18 protein-coding genes are annotated in these 20,170 nt (G+C 66.1%); 9 read left to right on the top strand and 9 right to left on the bottom strand.

The features are described 5' to 3' along the window. Positions 1–38 precede the first annotated feature (38 nt). The 3 genes from ABB29_RS01965 (at position 39) to ABB29_RS01975 (ending at position 2,640) form a co-directional block, all read left to right on the top strand. A complete protein-coding gene (locus ABB29_RS01965) occupies positions 39–788 on the top strand; it encodes an HAD family hydrolase (protein ID WP_057656939.1) in 750 nt (249 codons plus the stop codon). After that, positions 785–2,161 carry a leucyl aminopeptidase family protein gene (locus tag ABB29_RS01970; protein ID WP_057656940.1) on the top strand — a complete coding sequence of 459 codons (1,377 nt, stop codon included), beginning with the start codon at positions 785–787 and terminating at the stop codon, positions 2,159–2,161. The genes ABB29_RS01965 and ABB29_RS01970 overlap by 4 nt, the downstream gene beginning before the upstream one ends. A gap of 101 nt (positions 2,162–2,262) precedes the next feature. Then, positions 2,263–2,640, top strand: a complete 378-nt coding sequence (locus ABB29_RS01975; RefSeq protein ID WP_057656941.1) for a nuclear transport factor 2 family protein — start codon at positions 2,263–2,265, stop codon at positions 2,638–2,640. Between the two features lie 13 nt (positions 2,641–2,653). Here ABB29_RS01975 and ABB29_RS01980 read toward each other — a convergent pair whose 3' ends face one another. The 3 genes from ABB29_RS01980 to ABB29_RS01990 all read right to left on the bottom strand — a co-directional run bounded on the left by ABB29_RS01980 (position 2,654) and on the right by ABB29_RS01990 (position 5,680). Then, a complete protein-coding gene (locus tag ABB29_RS01980; RefSeq protein WP_057656942.1) occupies positions 2,654–3,508 on the bottom strand; it encodes a bile acid:sodium symporter family protein in 855 nt (284 codons plus the stop codon). Between the two features lie 326 nt (positions 3,509–3,834). Beyond that, positions 3,835–4,437, bottom strand: a complete 603-nt coding sequence (locus ABB29_RS01985; protein WP_057656943.1) for a response regulator transcription factor — start codon at positions 4,435–4,437, stop codon at positions 3,835–3,837. 67 nt (positions 4,438–4,504) lie between these two features. Next, positions 4,505–5,680 (bottom strand): sensor histidine kinase, encoded by a 1,176-nt coding sequence (locus ABB29_RS01990; RefSeq protein WP_057656944.1) that lies wholly within the window; start codon positions 5,678–5,680, stop codon positions 4,505–4,507. A gap of 276 nt (positions 5,681–5,956) precedes the next feature. Here ABB29_RS01990 and ABB29_RS01995 point away from each other — a divergent pair, with 276 nt between their 5' ends. The 6 genes from ABB29_RS01995 (at position 5,957) to ABB29_RS02020 (ending at position 13,057) form a co-directional block, all read left to right on the top strand. Further along, complete coding sequence (locus tag ABB29_RS01995; RefSeq protein ID WP_057656945.1) at positions 5,957–7,210, top strand: efflux RND transporter periplasmic adaptor subunit; 1,254 nt, start codon at positions 5,957–5,959, stop codon at positions 7,208–7,210. Between the two features lie 274 nt (positions 7,211–7,484). Continuing rightward, complete coding sequence (locus ABB29_RS02000; RefSeq protein ID WP_057656946.1) at positions 7,485–8,174, top strand: ABC transporter ATP-binding protein; 690 nt, start codon at positions 7,485–7,487, stop codon at positions 8,172–8,174. Positions 8,175–8,185: 11 nt separating this feature from the next. Continuing rightward, positions 8,186–9,346, top strand: coding sequence for an ABC transporter permease (locus ABB29_RS02005; RefSeq protein WP_057656947.1), 1,161 nt, complete (start codon positions 8,186–8,188; stop codon positions 9,344–9,346). A 117-nt stretch (positions 9,347–9,463) separates the two neighbouring features. Then, positions 9,464–10,777 (top strand): ABC transporter permease, encoded by a 1,314-nt coding sequence (locus ABB29_RS02010; protein WP_057656948.1) that lies wholly within the window; start codon positions 9,464–9,466, stop codon positions 10,775–10,777. A gap of 2 nt (positions 10,778–10,779) precedes the next feature. After that, on the top strand, positions 10,780–11,844 hold the full coding sequence (locus ABB29_RS02015) for an alpha/beta fold hydrolase (RefSeq protein WP_170185834.1): 1,065 nt from the start codon (positions 10,780–10,782) through the stop codon (positions 11,842–11,844). A 115-nt stretch (positions 11,845–11,959) separates the two neighbouring features. After that, positions 11,960–13,057 carry an alpha/beta hydrolase gene (locus ABB29_RS02020; protein ID WP_057656950.1) on the top strand — a complete coding sequence of 366 codons (1,098 nt, stop codon included), beginning with the start codon at positions 11,960–11,962 and terminating at the stop codon, positions 13,055–13,057. A 21-nt stretch (positions 13,058–13,078) separates the two neighbouring features. Here the strand turns inward: ABB29_RS02020 and ABB29_RS02025 are convergent, their stop codons facing one another. The 6 genes from ABB29_RS02025 to lipA form a co-directional block, all read right to left on the bottom strand. Continuing rightward, the gene (locus ABB29_RS02025) at positions 13,079–13,690 is read right to left on the bottom strand and encodes a nucleotidyltransferase family protein (RefSeq protein WP_057656951.1); all 612 of its coding nucleotides are present in this window, start codon (positions 13,688–13,690) and stop codon (positions 13,079–13,081) included. After that, positions 13,687–14,649, bottom strand: coding sequence for an XdhC family protein (locus tag ABB29_RS02030; RefSeq protein ID WP_083487352.1), 963 nt, complete (start codon positions 14,647–14,649; stop codon positions 13,687–13,689). Before ABB29_RS02030 ends, ABB29_RS02025 begins: the two co-directional genes overlap by 4 nt. Before the next feature lie 46 nt (positions 14,650–14,695). Then, entirely contained in the window at positions 14,696–15,625 is a 930-nt protein-coding gene (rarD, locus tag ABB29_RS02035; RefSeq protein ID WP_057656953.1) for an EamA family transporter RarD, read from the bottom strand. Then, entirely contained in the window at positions 15,622–16,521 is a 900-nt protein-coding gene (yedA, locus tag ABB29_RS02040) for a drug/metabolite exporter YedA (RefSeq protein WP_057656954.1), read from the bottom strand. The genes rarD and yedA overlap by 4 nt, the downstream gene beginning before the upstream one ends. Before the next feature lie 159 nt (positions 16,522–16,680). Beyond that, complete coding sequence (locus tag ABB29_RS02045) at positions 16,681–18,858, bottom strand: carboxy terminal-processing peptidase (protein ID WP_057656955.1); 2,178 nt, start codon at positions 18,856–18,858, stop codon at positions 16,681–16,683. Positions 18,859–19,048: 190 nt separating this feature from the next. After that, positions 19,049–20,062 (bottom strand): lipoyl synthase, encoded by a 1,014-nt coding sequence (gene lipA, locus ABB29_RS02050; RefSeq protein ID WP_057656956.1) that lies wholly within the window; start codon positions 20,060–20,062, stop codon positions 19,049–19,051. Positions 20,063–20,170: the final 108 nt, after the last annotated feature.

The raw sequence follows: 20,170 nt of genomic DNA on the forward strand, positions 1-20,170 counted from the left end.
TTCGCCGCGGCCAGCGTCATCGGCGTTACCATGGCACGGTGAGCTTTCCGATCCGCGCCATCACCCTCGACCTCGACGATACCCTGTGGCCGTTCGCGCCGATTGGGGCGCGCATCGAACAGGTACTGCATGACTGGCTGCTGCAGCACAGCCCGGCCACCGCCACGCTGTTCCCGCAGGCACGCATGCGCGAGCTGCGCGACGCGGTGTTTGCCGAACGTCCGGACCTTGTCCACGACCTCAGCATGCTGCGGCGGCTGACCATCGAGCGGGCCCTGCAGCAGAGCCAGGCCGACATGGCCCTGCTGGAACCGGCCTACGAAACCTTCTACGCCGCCCGCAACCAGGTCGAGTGCTATCCCGATAGCCTCGAAGCGCTGGCCCGGATCGCCGCGCGGGTGCCGGTGGCGGCGCTGACCAATGGCAATGCCGACCTGCAGCGGATCGGCCTGTCGCATCATTTCGTGTTCCAGCTGGGTGCGCGCGAACACGGCGCGGCCAAGCCCGATGCCAGCATCTTCCACGCCGCCTGCCAGCGTCTGGGCGTGGCCCCGGGCGAGGTACTGCACGTCGGCGACAACATCGACATGGACGTGCTCGGTGCCGCCCGCGCCGGCCTGCGCAGCTGCTGGCTCAACCGCGGCGACCTCGGCCATCAGCCGTCGCGATGGCCACATGCCGATATCCAGCCGGATCTGCAGTTCACCACCCTGGCCGAACTGGCCGACTGGCTGGACGCGCATCCGCTGTTCGCCTCTTCAGACAACCACGAGTCCGTCACCGCATGAATCCCGAGCACGCCTATACCGCCGCCTCCGACCGCGCCATCCCGCTGCATGTGCTGCAGCGCCAGCAGCTGCCCGGGTGGCTGCAGCAGCAGGGCGCCGAGGTACAGGCCTGGCTGCAGGCGCAGGCATTCAGCGCCGCTCCCGGCAGCGCGCTGCTGCTGCCCGGCGGCGACGGCATCGCCGCCGCGATCATCGGCATTGGCGATCCGCTGGATGCGTACTCCTACGCGCATGCGCCGTTTGCCTTGCCTCTGGGCGATTACGCCATGGCCGACGACAGTGCGCTGGACGCCGATGCGCGCACCGCACTGCAACTGGGCTGGGGCCTGGGCTGCTACCGCTTCGACCGCTACAAGCAACCGCTGCGCAAGCCGGCACGGCTGCTGCTGGAGCATGCCGACGCGGAAGCCAACGACATCCTGACCGCCAGCCTGCGGGTGCGCGACTGGGTCAACACGCCAACCCAGGACATGGGCCCGGAGCAACTGGAACAGGCCGCGCGCGAACTGGCTGCCGCGCACGGCGCCGAGATCAACGTCATCAGCGGTGACGCCCTGCTGGAGCAGAATTTCCCGACCATCCACGCGGTCGGTCGTGCCTCGCACCGCGCGCCCCGGCTGATCGAACTGCACTGGGGCGATGCCGCCCATCCGCAGCTGGCCGTGGTCGGCAAGGGCGTCTGCTTCGACACCGGCGGCCTCGACATCAAGCCCGCCGATGGCATGCGCAACATGAAGAAGGACATGGGCGGTGCCGCCCATGCGCTCGCGCTGTCCGGATTGATCATGGCGCGCCGGCTGCCGGTGCGGCTGCGCCTGCTGGTGCCGGCGGTGGAAAACAGCATCGGCCCGGACGCATTCCGTCCCGGCGAAGTCATCACCACCCGCCAGGGCGTCAGCGTGGAAATCGACAACACCGATGCCGAAGGCCGTTTGATCCTGTGCGATGCGCTGAGCTATGCCGGTGAAGGTTCACCGGATCTGCTGCTGGATTTCGCCACTCTGACCGGTGCCGCCCGCATCGCGCTGGGCCCGGATCTGCCGGCACTGTTCTGCAATGACGATGGCGTCGCCCAGGCCTGGCTGGATGCCGGCCAGCAACAGCGCGACCCGGTCTGGCGGATGCCGTTGTGGCGCCCGTACCTGCGCTATCTGACCAGCCAGATCGCCGACATGGCCAACGCCGGTTCGCGGATGGCCGGCTCGGTCACCGCCGCGTTGTACCTGGAACGGTTCGTCCCCGCCGACCGGCCCTGGGCGCACCTGGACGTCTATGCCTGGAACGACAGCGAACGCCCCGGCCGACCGGCTGGCGGCGAGGCCCTCGGCCTGCGCAGTGCCTGGGCGATGCTGAAGGCGCGCTACGGCGGCTGAGCGGAGGCCGGGCACGGCGCAGGCCGATCTCGCTGCGGCTGGCCAATGGCGTAGCGGATGTTGGCGTCGGATAATCCATCGACCCATCCCGGAGCGCCTGCATGGACACCCCAACCAATGCCCGCATTGCCAGCGAGTTCCTGACCATGGCGGCCTCCGGCCAGGTCCGCGAAGCCTATCAGCGTCATGTTGCCGATGGCTTCGTCCACCACAACGCCTATTTCCCCGCCGATCGCCAGTCGCTGCTGCTGGCGATGGAACAAAGCGCCCAGGGCGAACCGAACAAGTCGTTCACGGTCAGGCAGGTCATCGATGGCGGCGACCGGGTCGCGGTGCTTTCGCATCTGCAACGCGCGCAAAGTGACCAGCAGTATGCGGTGGTGCATATCCTCCGCTTCGAGAACAACCGCATCGTCGAGCTGTGGGATGTCGCCCAGCAAATTCCCGAAGAATTACCCAACCTGCTGGGCATGTTCTGAACCGACGATGCGATCAGCCGGGCGGCGCCTCGGCAACGGCGGCTTTCTTGCGCAGCTGCAGGTACGGCACCGACACCAGCGACGAGGCGACCACGTAGGCGGCCACCAGCACCGTGGTCTGGGTGCCCGGGAACGAGGTCGCGACCAGGATCGCCACGCCGATGTGGCGGGTCGCGCAGGCGACCGCCAGCGACGTCCGCTCGCCGGCACCGGGACCGCCGAGCAGGTGGCCAATCAGCAGTGCCAGCAGCAGCATCAGCAGCAGTGCGCCAAAGCCGGCGGCACCGACCTGCTGCAGAACCCGCCAGTGCAGGATCAGCAACAGCACCCCGTCCAGCATCAACACCAGCCCGCCAAGCGCAATCAGTTTGTCGGACAGGGCAATCGCCAGCGTCGGCCAGATCGCCCGCACCAGCATGCCGGCGACCAGCGGCAACAGGAACGAATGGGCGATGGTGATCGCGATGGCGCTGGCAGGCACATCCAGCGGCACGCCGAAATGCCGCGCCAGCCAATGGATCCACACGGGCACCCAGATGATGGCCAGCAGCGACGAGGTCACCACCAGGCTGAAGACGTATTGATCGCTGTGCACCGGCCCCAGCTTCTTCGGCAGCAACGGCGCCCCGGCCGACACCGCCAGTATCAGCAAGGCTGCCTTGACCGTCGGCTCCAGCGGCAGCAACCACACCAGCACGAAAGCGACCACCGGCACCAGCACATACATGCCCAGCAGCGAGCGCAGCAACAGCCCGGGCCTGCGCCACAACCAGCTCACGTCGGAGAACGTCGAGCCCATGCCGATCGAAAATATCAGCGCGGCAATCGACACCTTCAGCAACAGCAGCAACACCATCGTCATCGTCATCGCAAACTCCCTTGCTGGACTGTGCAGCGCGTGGTCGGCGCCGCCGGTTGCGGCTCAGGATACGCGGGTTTGTGCCCCAACGTGGAGCGGAGCGAGCTCCGCCGTTCCACCCACGGAGAGCGGAGCTTGCTCCGCTGCTCCATCCGCGTAGAGCGGAGCTTGCTCCGCTGTTCCACCCATGTAGAGCGGAGCTTGCTCCGCTGGGAACGTCCGCAGAGAACGCAGCGGAGCAAGCTCCGCTCTACCGGAGATGGGTTGGACTAGCGGAGCAAGCTCCGCTCTACGGGAGGTGGGCTGGACTAGCGGAGCAAGCTCCGCTCTACAACTCAGAGCCAGCCTTTCTGCCGTGCCAGCCGGTGCGCTTCGATGCGGTTGCCGACGCCGAGCTTGCCGATTGCTTCGGACAGGTAGTTGCGCACCGTGCCCTGTGAAAGATGCAGCCTGGCGGCGATCTCGGCGGCGGCCAGGCCCTCGCCGGCCAGGCGCAGCACCTGGCGTTCGCGATCGCTGAGCGGATCGGCATCCGACCAGGCCGCCAATGCCAGCTGCGGATCGATGGCACGGCCACCGGCATGGACCTGGCGGATTGCCTGGACCAGATCACTGGCCGGCGCATCCTTCAACAGGTAGCCGCTGACGCCGGCATCCAGTGCCCGGCGCAGGAAACCGGCGCGGGCGAAGGTGGTGACGATGATGACCCGGGTCGGCAACTGCTGGCGCTGGATCCGCTGGGCCAGTTCCAGCCCGGTCAGTCCGGGCATTTCGATGTCGGTGACCAGCACGTCCGGGCTCAGGCGCTGCAGATCGCGCCAGGCGGCTTCACCGTCGGCGGCGGCCGCGAGCACCTGCAGATCATCTTCCAGCCCCAGCAGCGCCGACAGCGCGCCGCGGACCATGGCCTGATCTTCGGCCAGCACGATGGTGATCATGGAGTCTGCGTTCCTGCGCGGCGCCGTGCGCGCACGGTAGCAAATCGCCACCGCCGGCGACCAGCGATCATTGCGGCAACGGCTGATCGGGTGCCCGAAGCCCGGCCGCCCGCAGTGACGACGAACCCGGCAACCACGCCCGCAGGCGCACGCCGCGGCCGGCCTGCGCGGTGAGCTGCAAACGACCGCCCTGGGTCGCCAGGCGCTCGCGCATGCCGGCTACGCCGTTGCCCGGGGTGATCGGCTGGCCGCGGCCGTCGTCCTCGACCAGCAATGCAACGCCATTGTCTTCGGCCGCCTGCAAGCTCACCCGTACCTGTCGTGCCCGCGCATGCCGCTGGATGTTGGTGACCGCCTCGCGCAGCACCAGCGCCAGTACGGTTTCGGCGGCGGCGTCCAGTTCGACTTCATCCATGCCTACCTGCAGCGCCACGCCATCGGTTTCCAGCAGTACCCGCGCCGACGCCAGTTCGGCCGCCAGTCCAGCCGCTCGGATGCCCGACACCGCCCGCCGGACCTGCGACAGCGCATCGCGCGCAACCCGGCTGACTTCGTCCATCTCACGGCGGGCAGCGGCCAGATCGCGGTCCAGCAGCTTGCCGGCCAGCTCCGACTTCAACGCCACCAGCGACAGCGTGTGGCCCAGCAGATCATGCAGGTCGCGGCCAATCCGCTCGCGCTCGGCGGTCGCGGCAAGCCGGCGGATCTCGTCATCGCTGAGCTTCAGCGCCGCCTGCTTGTGCCGGTTCTGCACATAGAAATGATTGCCGAAGAACGCCGATACCGAGATCAACAGAGTCAGTCCGAAGATGAACAACGGGTAGCCCAGCCACATCAGCTGCAACAGCATCACCACCAGCTGGCACAACATCAGCAACACGCCGCGCGACAACGGCATGCCGATATAAGGAATGAAGCTGGCCGCGTAAATCAAATAGGTGTTGGCGAAGGCGTTGTGCGGCATCAGCGTGTAGCCGATCAGCCCCATCGCCAGCACCCCGGCAAAACGCACGGCCGGATGGCCGCGATAGCTCATGAAATAGATCGGCAGGAACACCAGCACGCTCAGCAGCGTGTAGCCCAGGTTGAGCGGCCCCAGGTAACCATCGCGCTCGCCCAGCCAGGCAAACAACGCCGGCAGGAACAGGAACAGCAGATAGCCCAGGTTGTAGAACGGCATCCAGCCCAGTTGCAGTTCCTCGGGCAGCAGGCGTTGGCGCAGTTTCAACAGGGTGGCGATCATGACGGGAACTTCCTGGCGCGGGCACGCGGCAATGTCGCCACCATAGCCGGGCTGGCGGCGATTGTTGAGCCGCGCCGATCAGCCAAATCGCATGACAGTTGTCACTGGGCCGGGCCGGCGGCAGACGGCATGCTGTGCCGGCGGTTGCGACAGTGGCCGCGGCAGTGGGCCGGTTGCGCGACGGTCTGTCATCGGGCGAGACTGACGCGGCTGATGATTTGGCTTTGACAACGCTACTGGTCACACTTTGCCGCTTGACTCCGTCTGGAAGGGTGAATGAATACCTCTGCTGATCTGTTGAAGGAACTGCGCATCGACCGCAAGCCGGCGCCTGCGGAGCCACGCTCGCGCAAGCCGCTGTGGATAACCCTGGGCGTGATCGTCGCGCTGCTGGTGCTGGCGGTACTCGGCTGGCTGCTGTTTGGCCGCGACAAGGGCATTGAAGTCCGCACTGCGCCGACCGTGGCCCTTAGCAACGGCAGTGCCTCGGCGGCAGTGCTGGATGCCAGCGGCTATGTGGTTGCGCGGCGGATGGCGACGGTCTCGGCCAAGATCACCGGCAAGGTCAAGGAAGTGCTGATCGAAGAAGGCATGCAGGTCGAGGAAGGCCAGGTCATGGCCACTCTGGATCCGGTCGACGCCAATGCCACCCGCGATCTTTCGCTGGCCCAGCTGGCCGCCGCGCGCAGCCAGAGCGGCAGCCTGCAGGCGCAATTGCAGGAAGCCGAAGCCAACGTCAACCGGCTGACCAAGCTGGCCCGCGAACAACTGGTGTCCAAGGCCCAGTACGACCAGGCGGTGGCCCAGCGCGACACCCTGCGCGCACAACTGGTGACCGCGCAGCGCAACACCCAGGTGGCCTCCGACCAACTGCGCATTTCCGACAACGGCGTCGACAACACCATCGTCCGCGCACCGTTTGCCGGGGTGGTGATCGCCAAGGCCGCGCAGCCGGGCGAGATCGTGTCACCGCTGTCGGCCGGCGGCGGTTTCACCCGTACCGGCATCGGCACCATTGTCGACATGGATTCGCTGGAAGTGGAAGTGGAAGTCGGCGAAGCCTTCATCGGCCGGGTCCAGCCGAAGATGCCGATTGAAGCCACCCTCAACGCCTATCCGGACTGGAAGATCCCCGGCGAGGTGATCGCGATCATTCCCGCCGCCGACCGCAGCAAGGCCACGGTCAAGGTGCGGGTCGCGCTGAATTCCAAGGATCCGCGCATCGTCCCGGACATGGGCGTGCGGGTCAGTTTCCTCGAGAAAGCCAAACCGGCCAGCGCCGAGCAGCCCAAGGGCGTGCGCGCGCCGGGCGCGGCGATTGTCGAGCGTGATGGCGCCGACGTCGCCTTCGTCGTCGATGGCGAGGATCGCGTCGAGCAGCGTGCGCTGACATTGGCTGGCAAGCTCGGCGATGACCAGCATGTCAGTGCCGGTCTGTCGGCCGGTGAATCGGTGGTGCTGGATCCGCCGGCCGGGCTGAAGGATGGCGACAAGGTCAGGCTGGTCGAGGAATCGACCGACGCCGAATGAGTTTCAGCGGGTGCGCGGTCGTTGGCCGCGCATCATTGCCAGGTCCTGCTGCCAGCGCGCGGGGCCAGTGAGCGACATCACGACACGGCTGTCGATCCGCCAGCGCGGGCGACGTCGTGAAGATGCAAGTGCAACAGTTCGCGCGGCGTGCCGCGTGATCCCGGCAACCATGGGGCGCGAGGGGCGCGCCCGCCGGGATTGTTTCGTGTAGCGATTTTTTCCGTTCACCGTTCCAGCGGGGCCTGCTCCGCTCCACGCCAAAAGGAATGCAACGATGTCCGCACTGGTTTCCATCCGCAATCTGACCAAGACCTACCAACGTGGCCCGGAGAAAGTCCAGGTGCTGCACGGCATCGACCTGGACATCCCGCACGGCGATTTCGTTGCCCTGATGGGTCCGTCGGGCTCGGGCAAGACCACCCTGCTCAACCTGATTGGCGGGCTCGACAATCCCAGCGGCGGCGAAATCGAGATCGAGGGCGAACGCATCGACAGGATGAATGACGGCCAGCTGGCGCACTGGCGCAGCCACCACGTCGGCTTCGTGTTCCAGTTCTACAACCTGATGCCGACCCTGACCGCGCAGAAGAACGTCGAACTGCCGCTGCTGCTGACCAAGCTCAGCGCCAGCCAGCGCAAGCGCAATGCCGAAATCGCCCTGCAGCTGGTCGGCCTGGCCGACCGCAAGAGCCATCGCCCGAACGAACTGTCCGGCGGCCAGCAGCAACGCGTGGCGATCGCGCGCGCCATCGTGTCCGACCCTACCTTCCTGATCTGCGACGAACCGACCGGTGACCTGGACCGTCATTCGGCCGAGGAGATCCTCAACCTGCTGAAGCAGCTCAATCGTGATCACGGCAAGACCATCATCATGGTCACCCACGATCCGAAGGCGGCCGAATACGCCACCCACACCATCCATCTGGACAAGGGCGAACTGGCGGCCACGCCGGCCGCGCACTGAGCGAGGCGATCATGAAATATTTTTCGTTGATATGGGCCGCGCTGTTTCGCAGCAAGACCCGCACCTTCCTGACCCTGCTGTCGGTGATTGCCGCGTTCCTGCTGTTCGGCCTGCTCGATTCGGTGCGGGTGGCGTTCAATTCCGGCGGCAGCGTCGCCGGTGCCAACCGGATGGTGGTGGCGTCGCGACTGTCGATCACCCAGATGCTGCCGTACAGCCTGCTGAGCCAGATCGAAGCCGTGCCGGGAGTCAGGAAGGCCACCTATGCCGCCTGGTTCGGCGGTATCTACCGCGACCCGAAGAACTTCTTCCCCAACTTCTCGGTGAGCCCGGATTATTTCGAGATGTACCCCGAATACATCATCGATCCGGCGCAGCTGAAATCCTGGCAGGACGATCGCACCGGTGCCATCGTCGGTGAATCGCTGGCTAAGCGCTTTGGCTGGAAGATCGGCGACACCATTCCGCTGCAGGCGACGATATTCCCGCAGAAGGACGGCAGCAATGCCTGGCCGCTGCACCTGCGCGGCACCTTCAAGCTGGCCGACAGCAAGCGCAAGGGCGAAGAGAACCAGCTGGTGTTCCACTGGAAGTACTTCGACGAGGCCAACCAGTACACCAACGGCCAGGTCGGCTGGTACATGGTCAAGCTCGACAATCCCGACCACGCCAGCCGGGTGGCCAAGGCCATTGATGCGATTTCGCTGAACTCGTCGAACGAAACCAAGACCCAGACCGAACAGGCGTTCAACCAGTCCTTTGCCAAGCAGTTCGCCGACATCGGCCTGATTGTCACCGCGATCATGGGCGCGGTGTTCTTCACCCTGATCCTGCTGACCGGCAACACCATGGCCCAGGCGGTGCGTGATCGCATTCCCGAGCTGGCGGTGTTGAAGACCATCGGCTTCACCAATCGCAGCGTGCTGGCGCTGGTACTGGCCGAGGCGATCCTGCTGATCGTGCTGGGTGGCCTGCTGGGGCTGGCGATCTCGGCGATATTGATCCCGGGCATCAGCGCCGCCAGTGGCGGCATGATCTCACTCGGCAGCATGCCGGCCAGCACCTGGCTGATCGGGCTGGCGCTGATGATCGGCATCGGCGTGGTGGTCGGGCTGTTGCCGGCGATGCGGGCAATGCGGTTGAAGATCGTCGATGCACTGGCGGGGCGCTGACATGCCGACCCGACCCACCTCATCCGCTGTCGCCTGCCGTCGCCTGTTCCCGGCAACCGCCGGCCATGCGCGACTCCTCTTCGCTGATGCAGGCTTTGCCTGCGCGGGAGCAACCCGATGAAAAAGAAACTGTGGCTGTGGAACCTGTTGTCGATCCTGTTGCTGGCGATCGGCCTGGTCGTCTGGATCATGTTGCCCTGGTACGTGGTGCTGGGGCTGGCGGTACTGGTCGGCGCGTGGTTGCTGCTGACCCGTCCCGGTCGCCTGTCACTGGCGGCCGCGCGGGTCGGTATCGCCAGCCTGCCGCAACGCTGGGGCGCATCGTCGGTGATCATCGTCGGCATCGCCGGCGTGGTCGGGGTGCTGGTGGCGATGCTGGCGATGGGCGAAGGCTTCCAGGCCACGCTCAAGGGCACCGGCAGCGAGCAGACCGCGATCATCCTGCGCGGTGGATCGCAGGCTGAAACCAATTCCGTGATCACCCGCGATCAACTGCCGTTGATCTCGACCCTGGCCGGTGTTGCCAAGGATGCGCAGGGCCGCGCGGCGCTGTCGGCCGAGCTATCGCAGGTGGTCAACCTGCCGGTGGCCAGTACCGGCGAGGATGCCAACGCGCAGTTCCGCGGGGTCAGCGACGCGGCCTGGGGAGTGCGACCGCAGATCAGGATCATCGAGGGCCGCAAGTTCAACGTCGGCGTCCGTGAGATCGTGGTCGGCCAGGGTGCCAGGAACCAGTATCGCGGGCTGGAGGTCGGCAAGACCTTGCGCCTGGGCAACCAGGCATGGACCGTGGTCGGTGTGTTCGCCTCCGGAGATGCGTTTGATTCGGAGATCTGGACCGATATCGAAACCCTGGCTTCGGCCTATGACCGTCGCGCCTACCAGTCGGTCACGATCAAGCTGGATGGCAAGGATGGCTTCAAGCAATTGAAGGCGGCGCTGGATGCCGACCCACGACTGAAGCTGGACGTGCAGACCACCGTCGATTACTACTCCAAGCAGTCCGAGGGCCTGGCCAAGCTGATCAAGATCCTGGGCACGGTGATTGGCACCATCATGGCGATCGGCGCGGTATTCGGCGCACTCAACACCATGTACGCCGCGGTCGCCGGGCGTGCGCGCGAGATCGCGACCATGCGCGCGATTGGTTTCCGCGGCCTGCCAGTGGTGATGGCGGTGATGCTGGAAACCATGCTGCTGGCCTTGCTCGGCGGTGTCCTCGGCGGGCTGATCGCCTGGCTGGTGTTCAATGGGTACAGCGTCGCCACCCTGGGCTCCAACTTCAGCCAGGTGGTGTTCCAGTTCAAGGTCTCGCCGGATCTGTTGTGGACCGGCCTGAAATGGGCGCTGGGCATCGGCCTGGTCGGTGGCCTGTTCCCGGCCTTGCGCGCGGCACGGTTGCCGATCACCACCGCCCTGCGCGAGGTTTGATATTGAGCTGGATTGTGTCGCATGCGCGCGGGCCAGGGTTGGCGCTGGCCTGCGCCTTGGCTGCCAGCAGTTGCGCATCACTGGCCGATCGCATCGTCAACCCACCGGTCTCGGCCGCCACGTTGTCGGCCGCGGACATGCTGGAGCTGCCGCGTGATGAGATCCGCACCGTGCAGGGCAACCGGATCTCCTATTACACGGTCACCCCCGGCGACTACGCGATCAAGAACCGTTTTTCGCGGCAAGCCGACAGCTTCGAACTGAAGGTCAACATCGAGCGCCTGCAACCGGCGCGGGTCACGGCCACCCGCGGCACCGTCATTTACCTGCACGGCTGGGGCACGGATGCCAGCAGTCTGCTGCCGTGGTCGGTTGCGCTGTCGGAAAGCGGCTACCGCGGCATCGTCGTCGACCTGCGAAACCACGGCCATTCCGATCCGGCGCCACTGGGTTTCGGCCTGCGTGAAGCGCAGGATCTGGCGCAGCTGATACCGCAGTGGCGGCAACAGGGCCTGATCCAGGAACCGCTGTTCCTGTTCGGTCATTCGATGGGCGCGACCACCGCGCTGTTCCTGGCCGATCTCATCACGGCACAGCCGCCGGCTGGCGTGATCGCGTTTGCTCCGTATGCCAATGCCGGCCAGGCGGTGCCGCAGTTCCTCGAACGGACGCTGCAGGACCGTCACACGCCGGCGCTGGCGCGCTGGTGGTACGACCCGGCACGCATCCAACGCGGTCTGGTCGAAACCCAGCAACGCTTGGACCTGCAATTGTCCAGCGTCGACGTCAGCGATGCGGTGGCCACCACCCCGGTGTGCACGTTGATACTGCACGGTGCCGGGGACCTGCTGGTGCCAGCGGCCGAGTCGCAACCACTGGGCGCAGCCAATCCACGCGTGCAGCACATATCGTTGCCGCTGGACAATCACGTCAGCGCGATCGCGCGCATGGGCTGGCTGCGGGATCCTCTCGCCAGCTGGATGGCCGCTGCGGCACAGGACTCGGATTGCGCAGCGCTGGATGCCGGCCCCGACCCTTCACAACTGCCGGCCAACGCGGCGCCCTGATCCCCTCCGCATGAAGTTACGGCAACTGTCATCGTAGTGTCATCGTGGCGCGGTAGATGGGAGGGTTGGCCCGGGCTAACGTGGGCGCCCTTTTTTATCTGCCGTGGCTGCCCCGATGATGCGTGTGCTGTTATGCCTGTTCGCCTGTACCTGCCTGTGGCTGGCCAGCTGCATGGCGCCGGCGTCGGCCTCGCTCAGCAGCCTGCTGGTGGCGCCGTCGGGGGTGTCGCCACTGCTTCCCGTTGAGCGAATCGAAGCGATGACGGCGACCCTGCATAGTCGTAGCGGGCAGGTGCGCAGTCGCGACGGGGTAGCGATTTTCTGGCGGCTGCTGGACCCCGGCGATTATCACTTCCATTACCGCTATCGCCCGGCCGGCATCGCTGCGTCCGGCCAGCACGATGATGCCGTCCACGCCGATTTCGATATCGATTTCAGCGCGCCCAGCGGCCCGCCGCCGACCCCGCGTGGCACCGTGGTGCTGCTGCATGGCTGGATGATGGATGGCGGTTCGCTGCTGCCGTGGGCGCTGGATCTGGCCCAGGCCGGCTATCGCACGGTCAGCATCGACCTGCGCAACCATGGCCGCTCCGGCGCCGGCCTGTCCGGTTATGGCACCCGCGAGTCGGACGACGTCGCCAGCGTCATCCGCAGCCTGCGTGAGCAAGGTGAAATCAGTGGTCCGGTGTATCTGCTGGGGGTGTCGTACGGGGCGGCGACGGCGCTGTTCACCGCGCAATCGATGGGTGACGAAATCAGCGGGGTAATCGCGATGGAATCATTTGCCAATGCCGGTCGTGCAATCCGCGACATGGTCCCGCACATGCTGGCGCGGCAGCCGGATGACTGGCTTGGCCAAGCCCAGGCCAGGCTGCTGCGCTGGCATTACGGCGGCCAGGACATGGATGCGGTGATCGCCGAAGCCGACGCACGCCTGGGGCTGGATCTGGATCGGGTCGATGTCAGCCGGGTGGTGGCCTCGGCGCCGGCCTGCATCCTGCTGCTGCACGGCGATCAGGATCAGCACGTGCCGGTGGCGCACGGACGTTTGCTGGCGAAGTCGTCGGCGCGGGTGCGCTACATCGAAATGGCCGGCGAAAACCATCTCAGCCTGCCGCTGCGGGTGGATCGGCTTGCGCCAACGGTCAGCGACTGGCTGGCGCGCACCGCGCATCCGCGCAGCCACTGCCCGCAACCGAAACTACCGGCCTGAGAGGTCGGCGCGCGCAGCCGGTTATTGTGGATCCAGCAGGCCCAGCGCGATCGCTTCGGCCATCGCTTGCGGCGTATCCAGATCGCGCCACAGCTCCGGCGCATCCAGCCAGCCAACGCGGTCGGCCGGCAGCGCGTTGAGCTGATGGCGCAAACCTTTGTCAGCCCGCAATCCGGCCTGCCGCAGCAACATCGCCGGCACCACGGCCGGGATGCCCGCGCGGCGGGCTTGGCCATCCGTATGTGCGGTCGCCGCGCAGCCGGACTCGCTGGCGGCGGCCATTTGCAGCAATGCCTGCAGATGGCTGACCGTCAGCGCCGGCTGATCGGTGGTCAGCATCAGCACCGGGCCATCGTATTGCTGCAACTGCGTTGCCGCCCGTCGCACACTGCTGCCGAGGCCGTGCTGCCAATCAGGATGCGACAGGCAGTGCAGCGGCAGTCCCTGCAGCGCGGCACGGATGTCCGCTTCGAACGCACCACAGATCACCAGCACTTCGTCGGCATCGGTGGCCAGAGCCAGCCTGGCCACTCGCCGCACCAGCGGCTCGCCATCGCGCAACAACAGTTGCTTGGGCCGGCCCAGGCGCCGGCTGCCACCGGCGGCCAGCAATACCGCGCGATGCCGGCTCACTGGCGCTCGCCGGAATGCAGCAGTTGCAATTGCGCGGCGATGCTCAGCGCGATCGCTTGCGGGCCCTGTCCACCCAGCTTGATGCCCACCGGTGAATGCAGCCGTGGGGACAGGCGCGCCTGCAATGCGTCGGGGATCAACTTGAACAGATCATCATGACGCCGGCGCGGGCCGAGCAAGCCCAGGAACGGTATCGCGGTGGCGGCGAGCGCGGTCAGTGCCTCGCGATCCATGTCGAAATGATGGTGCATCACCAACGCTGCATCGAACCTGGCAGCGTGCGGCAGATCCTCGAAGCTGCCACGGATGAAGGCATCGGCATGCTGCGCCTGTGCCAGCCAGCGCGGTCGCCGTTCGATCAGCGTGCTCATCCAGCCCAGGGTGCGCAGCTGCGGCAGCAGGAAGCCGGTTTCCGGGCCGGCGCCCAGTACCAGCAGTGACGGCGGCGGCGGCAGTTGCAGCTCGACCGCGGCCAGCGCCGGTGCATCGTGGAACGACTCGACTTCGGCAAATTCCCAGCGCTGCCGGTGCAGGCCGAGGCTGGCATCGACAACCCCCTCGTCAACGAACTGCAGATGCAGCGTGCCCTGCCCGGCCTGCCACGCGGCGACCAGTTGCGGCCACTGCTGCAGCTGCCGCAGTGGCAACAATGCGATATGCAGTTTGCCGCGACAGCCGACCGCCGAACCGGCGAACAGATCTTCGTCATCGCGGGTGTCGATGCACATCCAGCCCAGCGCATTGCGTTGCGCCACTTCGGCGGCACAGCGGGCGATTTCCGGTTCCAGGCAACCGCCGCTGAGCCAGCCCACCGGCGTCGCGTCGGTGACGAACAGGGCCAGCGCGCCGGCGCGGACATAGGTCGAGCCTTCGGTCTGTACCACGATCGCCAGCGTGGCAGTCTGGTCGTGTCGATGCGCGACCAGGCTAGCGTCCATTACCGTGCGTAAAGCTGTCATGGCGACAGCATAAGCGGCAGGGCGACAAAGCCCAACCGCGGCGCTTTCAATCGATCGCGGTACCGGCGCTGCCAGCGACCACCGGCTGGCGCCGGCGCGAGCGCAGCCAGCTGTCGCTGGCGAATATCGCCAGGCCGACCCAGATGGCGGCGAAGCCCAGCATGCGTTCACTGCCGAAGGGCTCCTTGAACACCAGCACCCCGATCAGCAGTTGGATGGTCGGCGCGATGTACTGCAGCAGCCCGACCACCGACAGCGGAATGCGCTTGACCCCGTAGGCAAAGCCAATCAGCGGAATCGCGGTGACCACGCCGCCGAAGATCAGCAGCAGGTCCTGGGCCAGCGAGAACTGGTGCAGGAAGCCACCGCCGTGGCCGGCTTCGCACCAGATCAGATAGGCCAGCGCCGGCACGAACAGGTACAGGCTTTCCACCCCGAGGCCGGCAACCGCGTCCACCGCCACCAGCTTGCGCAGCAGCCCGTAAGTGGCGAACGACAATGCCAGCCCCAGCGCGATCCACGGCGGCGAACCGGCCTGCCAGGTCAGCCACGACACCCCAAGCAGGGCGAAGGCCACCGCGATCCACTGCGCCCGGCTCAGGCGCTCGTGCAGGATCAGCACGCCCATGACCACGTTGATCAACGGATTGATGAAGTAACCCAGACTGGTTTCCACTACATGACCGGCGTTGACCGCCCAGATGTACAGGCCCCAGTTGAAGGCAATCGCCAGGCCACTGAACAGCAGCGTCGGCAGCGCGCGCGGCTGCGCCTTGATCGTGCGCAGCCAGCCCAGTCCATCCTTCAGCAGCAGCCAGACCACCACCAGCAACCCGCTCCAGATCACCCGGTGGGCCATGATCTGGAACGAGGGCACCGCCTGCAGCAGATGCCAGTACAGCGGCACCACGCCCCACAGGACAAATGTCAGCGCGGTGATCAGCAGGCCGCGACGGTCCATCGCCGATGCGCTCATGCGCGCCGCGCCCTGGCCAGGGTGATGATCACCACGCCAGCCAGGATCACCACCATCGCGCCGAGGTCGTGGGCGCTGAAATGCTCGTGCCCCAGCCACACGCCCAGCGCCACCGCGATCACCGGATTGACGTAGGCATAGCTGCCGACCAGCACCGAGCGCACGTTGTGCAGCAGCCAGACATAGGCGGTGAAGGCGACGATCGAACCGAACAGCGCCAGATAGCCGATGGCCAGCGCGCCCTGCAAGGTCCCGTGACCGTCATAGCGCTCACCGCGCAGCAGACCGACCACCACCAGCATCACCCCGGCACACAGCATCTGCCCGGCAGCGGTCATGAACGGGGTCGGCAGATCACGTCCGCGCGACCACACCGAGCCGTAGGCCCAGCCGATCGGTGCAATCATCAGCAACACCAGCCCCAACGGCGACGCGGTCATGCTGCTGCCGGCGTTCAACCAGACCACGCCGGCGAATCCGACCGCGATGCCGATCCACTCGTTGCGGGTCGGATGCTGGCCGCGCATCGCGCCGAACAGGCCCATCCACAACGGCATCGACGCCACCGCCACCGCGGCCAGCCCGGACGACACGGTCTGTTCGGCCACCGTCACCAGGCCATTGCCCATCACCAGCAACAGCAGACCCATGATGGCCACATGCCGCCACTGCACGCGCGTGGGTGCGGCCACACCGCGCCAGCGCAGGAAGGCATACATCAAGGTGCCGGCGACGATGAACCGGCTGCCGGCAACCATCAGCATCGGCGGATAGCCGCCTTCCAGCGCCACCCGGATGCCGAAATAGGTAGAACCCCAGACCACGTAAACCAGGCCCAGGGCAATGGCAACGGCCCAGCCGCCGCGTGCGGGCATCGCGGAAACAGAAGAACTCATGGAGGGGGCACCGGCGGGATCGGGGCGGGTATTCTAAATCACCGCCGTGGCGCTGGGCGGATGCCATCACCGTCGCTGGCGGAATGAATCATTCCGCGTCGCAGCGCCGCCGGCGCACGCTCGCATCAAGACGAGCGTGCGCCGGCGTGGTTTGCGGATTCAGTCGGCCCAGCTGCCGATCGAGGTCGATTCCGGCAGTACCAGCGCCGACAGTTTGCGATCCTCACCCAGCACCTGGACGGCATCGCCCAGGATCGCCGCCGATTCACGCAGCAGCGGATCCGGACGCTTGTCGGCCAGCTTCTCGCGCGCGGCATCCTTGACGATGTCGCGTTCGTTGGCACCCAGGCCATCGTCCAGTGAATCGTCAGCCAGCGGATCCAGTGCCAGGCCCAGTTCCTTGCGCTCGGCCTGGCGGCTCTTGCGCTTGGCGTCCTGCTTGTCGCGTTCGGCGCGGCGTTCGGCTTCGTTCAACGAGACATACTTCTTTTCCGCCTCGGCACGGAACTGGGCGACGTCATCGGACCACCACTGGAACTCCTTGTCCTGGGCGATGCGGGAGGCATGCAAAGCCTCCAGCCGCGGCAGCAGGGGCGCGAAGTTCCCGTACTGGGTGTGCGGGACATAGGCGATCTTGGTCCACGGCAGCGCGTTGTCGTAGGTGCTCTCGCCAAACTCGGTGGCATCGACGCTGACCGGGAAGGCGATATCCGGGACCACGCCCTTGTGCTGGGTGCTGCCGCCTTCGACGCGGAAGAACTGGGCGATGGTCAGCTTGACCTGGCCGAAGCGTTCGGTCTCGTTGGCCGGCCAGCGGTCCAGATCGACCATGTTCTGCACGGTGCCCTTGCCGAAGGTGGTCTCGCCGATGATCAGGCCACGGCCATAATCCTGGATGGCGCCGGCAAAGATTTCCGAGGCCGAAGCCGAGCCGCGGTTGGTCAGTACCGCCAACGGTCCGTCCCAGGCCACGCCGGCGTGGCGATCACTGTTGACCGAGACCCGGCCGCCGGATTCGCGTACCTGCACCACCGGCCCCTTGTCGATGAACAGGCCGGTCAATTCCACCGCCTCGTCCAGCGAACCACCGCCGTTGTTGCGCAGATCCATGACCACGCCATCGACCTTGTCGGCCTTGAACTGGGTCAGCAGGCGGGACACGTCACGGGTGGCCGAGGTGTAGTCATTGGGATTGCGGCGACGGCCTTCGAAATCCTGGTAGAACGCCGGCAGCTTGACCACGCCGATGCGACGCTCGGGCTGGCCGTCGTGCGCCGGCAGGGTGATGGTCTCGGCCTTGGCCGCCTGTTCTTCCAGCTTGATCTTGTCGCGGGTGATGGTGACCATCGAATGCTTGCCGTCGACGCCTTCCTCCACCGGCAGGAATTCCAGCCGCACCAGGGTGTCCTTCTTGCCGCGGATCTTGGCGACCACGTCATCGATGCGCCAGCCGATCACGTCTTCCATCGGCCCCGACCCGCCCTGGCCGACGGCAACGATGCGATCGCCCACGCTCAGCTTCTTGCTCAGATCGGCCGGACCACCGGGGACGATTTCGCGGATCGCGACCATGTCGTCCTGGCGTTGCAGCACCGCACCGATGCCTTCCAGCGACAATGACATCGACTGGTTGAAGTTTTCGGCGGTGCGCGGAGTGAAGTAATCGGTGTGCGGATCAATCGAGCTGGTGTACGCATTGAGGAAGGTCTGGAACACATCCTCGCTCTTCAGCTCGTTGACGCTGCGCAGCAGGTTGGCATAGCGCTTGTCGAGGGTCTTGCGGATCTCGGCGGGCTTCTTGCCGGCCAGCTTCAGCCGCAGCCAGTCGTTCATCACCGACTTCTTCCATATGCCGTCGAGTTCGGCATCGCTGGCCGGCCACGGCGCGTCTTCGCGATCGTAGTACCAGCGCTCGTCACCGGTGAAATCGAAGTCCTGCTTGAGCAGTCCGCGCGCATACGCCACGCGCTGATCGACGCGCTGCTTGTAGACCGCGAAGATGTCGTAGGCCGGGGTCAGCGTGCCGCTGCGGATGGCATCATCCAGTTCGGTCTTGTAGGGCGCGAACCTGGCGACGTCGGCGGCGGTGAAGAACTGCTTGCCGCCGTCCAGCGCTTTCAGATAACGGTCGAAGATGTCCGCCGACAGGGTGTCATCCAGCGCCCGCGGCCGGTAGGCGTAGCGGCTGTCCGACAGCAGGCCGTAGACCAGCTTGGAGGCGGTCGACTGGTCGGCGGTCGGACCGGACAGCGGCAGGTTGTCGGCCCGCGCCAGCAAGGCCAGCGGCGACACCAGCGCGAAGGTCAACAGCAGGGGGGAGATGCGCTTCAATTTCATTGTTCACTCACGGCCGTGGCCAGATGGATGCTGCGGAATGCTTGGACAAGCCGACAGTGCCGGAAGTTGCGACGAATGTCATCTTGACCATCGCAGCCTAGCCGCTGGCGCAGAAGGAAACGTGAATATCCGCCGCATCCATCGGCAGGTGTAAAAATCCGGTTATACGACGCGCAATCCAGCGCTGGAATCAGGCGTGCGCCGCGGCCTGCGCGGCCTGCTGATCGGCGTGATACGAAGAGCGCACCAGCGGACCGGAAGCGACGTGGCTGAAACCCAGCTGCATGCCGTAGCTTTCCAGCTCCTTGAATTCTTCCGGCGTCCAGTAGCGCATCACCGGATGGTGGTGGGCGGTCGGCTGCAGGTACTGGCCAATGGTCACCATGTCCACGTCATGCGCACGCAGGTCGCGCAGGGTCGCCTTGACCTGCTCCATCTCCTCGCCCAGGCCCAGCATGATCCCGGACTTGGTCGGCAGGCCAGGATGCTGGGCCTTGAAGCGCTGCAGCAGGGTCAGCGACCACTGGTAATCGGCGCCCGGACGCACGTTGCTGTACAGCTCCGGCACCGTCTCGATGTTGTGGTTGAACACGTCCGGCGGATTGACCGCCAGGATTTCCAGCGCCCGGTCCATGCGTCCCTTGCCGCGGAAATCCGGGGTCAGGATTTCGATCCGGGTGCCCGGCGAGTGTTCGCGGATGGCGCCGATGCAATCGACGAAGTGCTGGGCGCCGCCATCACGCAGATCGTCGCGATCGACCGAGGTCACCACCACGTATTTCAGGCCCATGTCGGCGACAGTGTGGGCCAGGCTCAGCGGTTCGCTGGCATCCGGCGGCTTGGGCCGGCCGTGGGCGACATCGCAGAACGAGCAGCGGCGGGTACAGACCTCACCGAGGATCATGAAGGTGGCGGTGCCGTGGCCGAAGCATTCGTGGATGTTCGGGCAGCTGGCTTCCTCGCAGACGGTGACCAGCCGGTTTTCACGCAACTTGGCCTTGAGCTTGGCAACCGCGCCATCGGACGGAATCCGCACCCGGATCCACGACGGCTTGCGCAGCACCGGGGCATCGGCAAACTGCACCGGCGAGCGTGAAATCTTGTCGCCGCCCAGCTGTTTGGCACCGGCCTGCATGGCCGGAGCGGGGTTGCTGGGGGCGGAAACGACTTGCAGCGGAATCTGGCGGGCGCGGGGTTCGGTCATGTCGGCAATTCTACTCTTCCGCCCCGGATGCCGCTGCCCGCCAGGGTGGAAATCTGTATTGCCTGTCTGCCTGCCGGGCGCATGGCCGGCGCCGATGGCCGTATATCC

The sequence above is a fragment of the Pseudoxanthomonas dokdonensis genome, assembly GCF_001431405.1.
Taxonomy (GTDB): Bacteria; Pseudomonadota; Gammaproteobacteria; order Xanthomonadales; family Xanthomonadaceae; genus Pseudoxanthomonas_A; species Pseudoxanthomonas_A dokdonensis.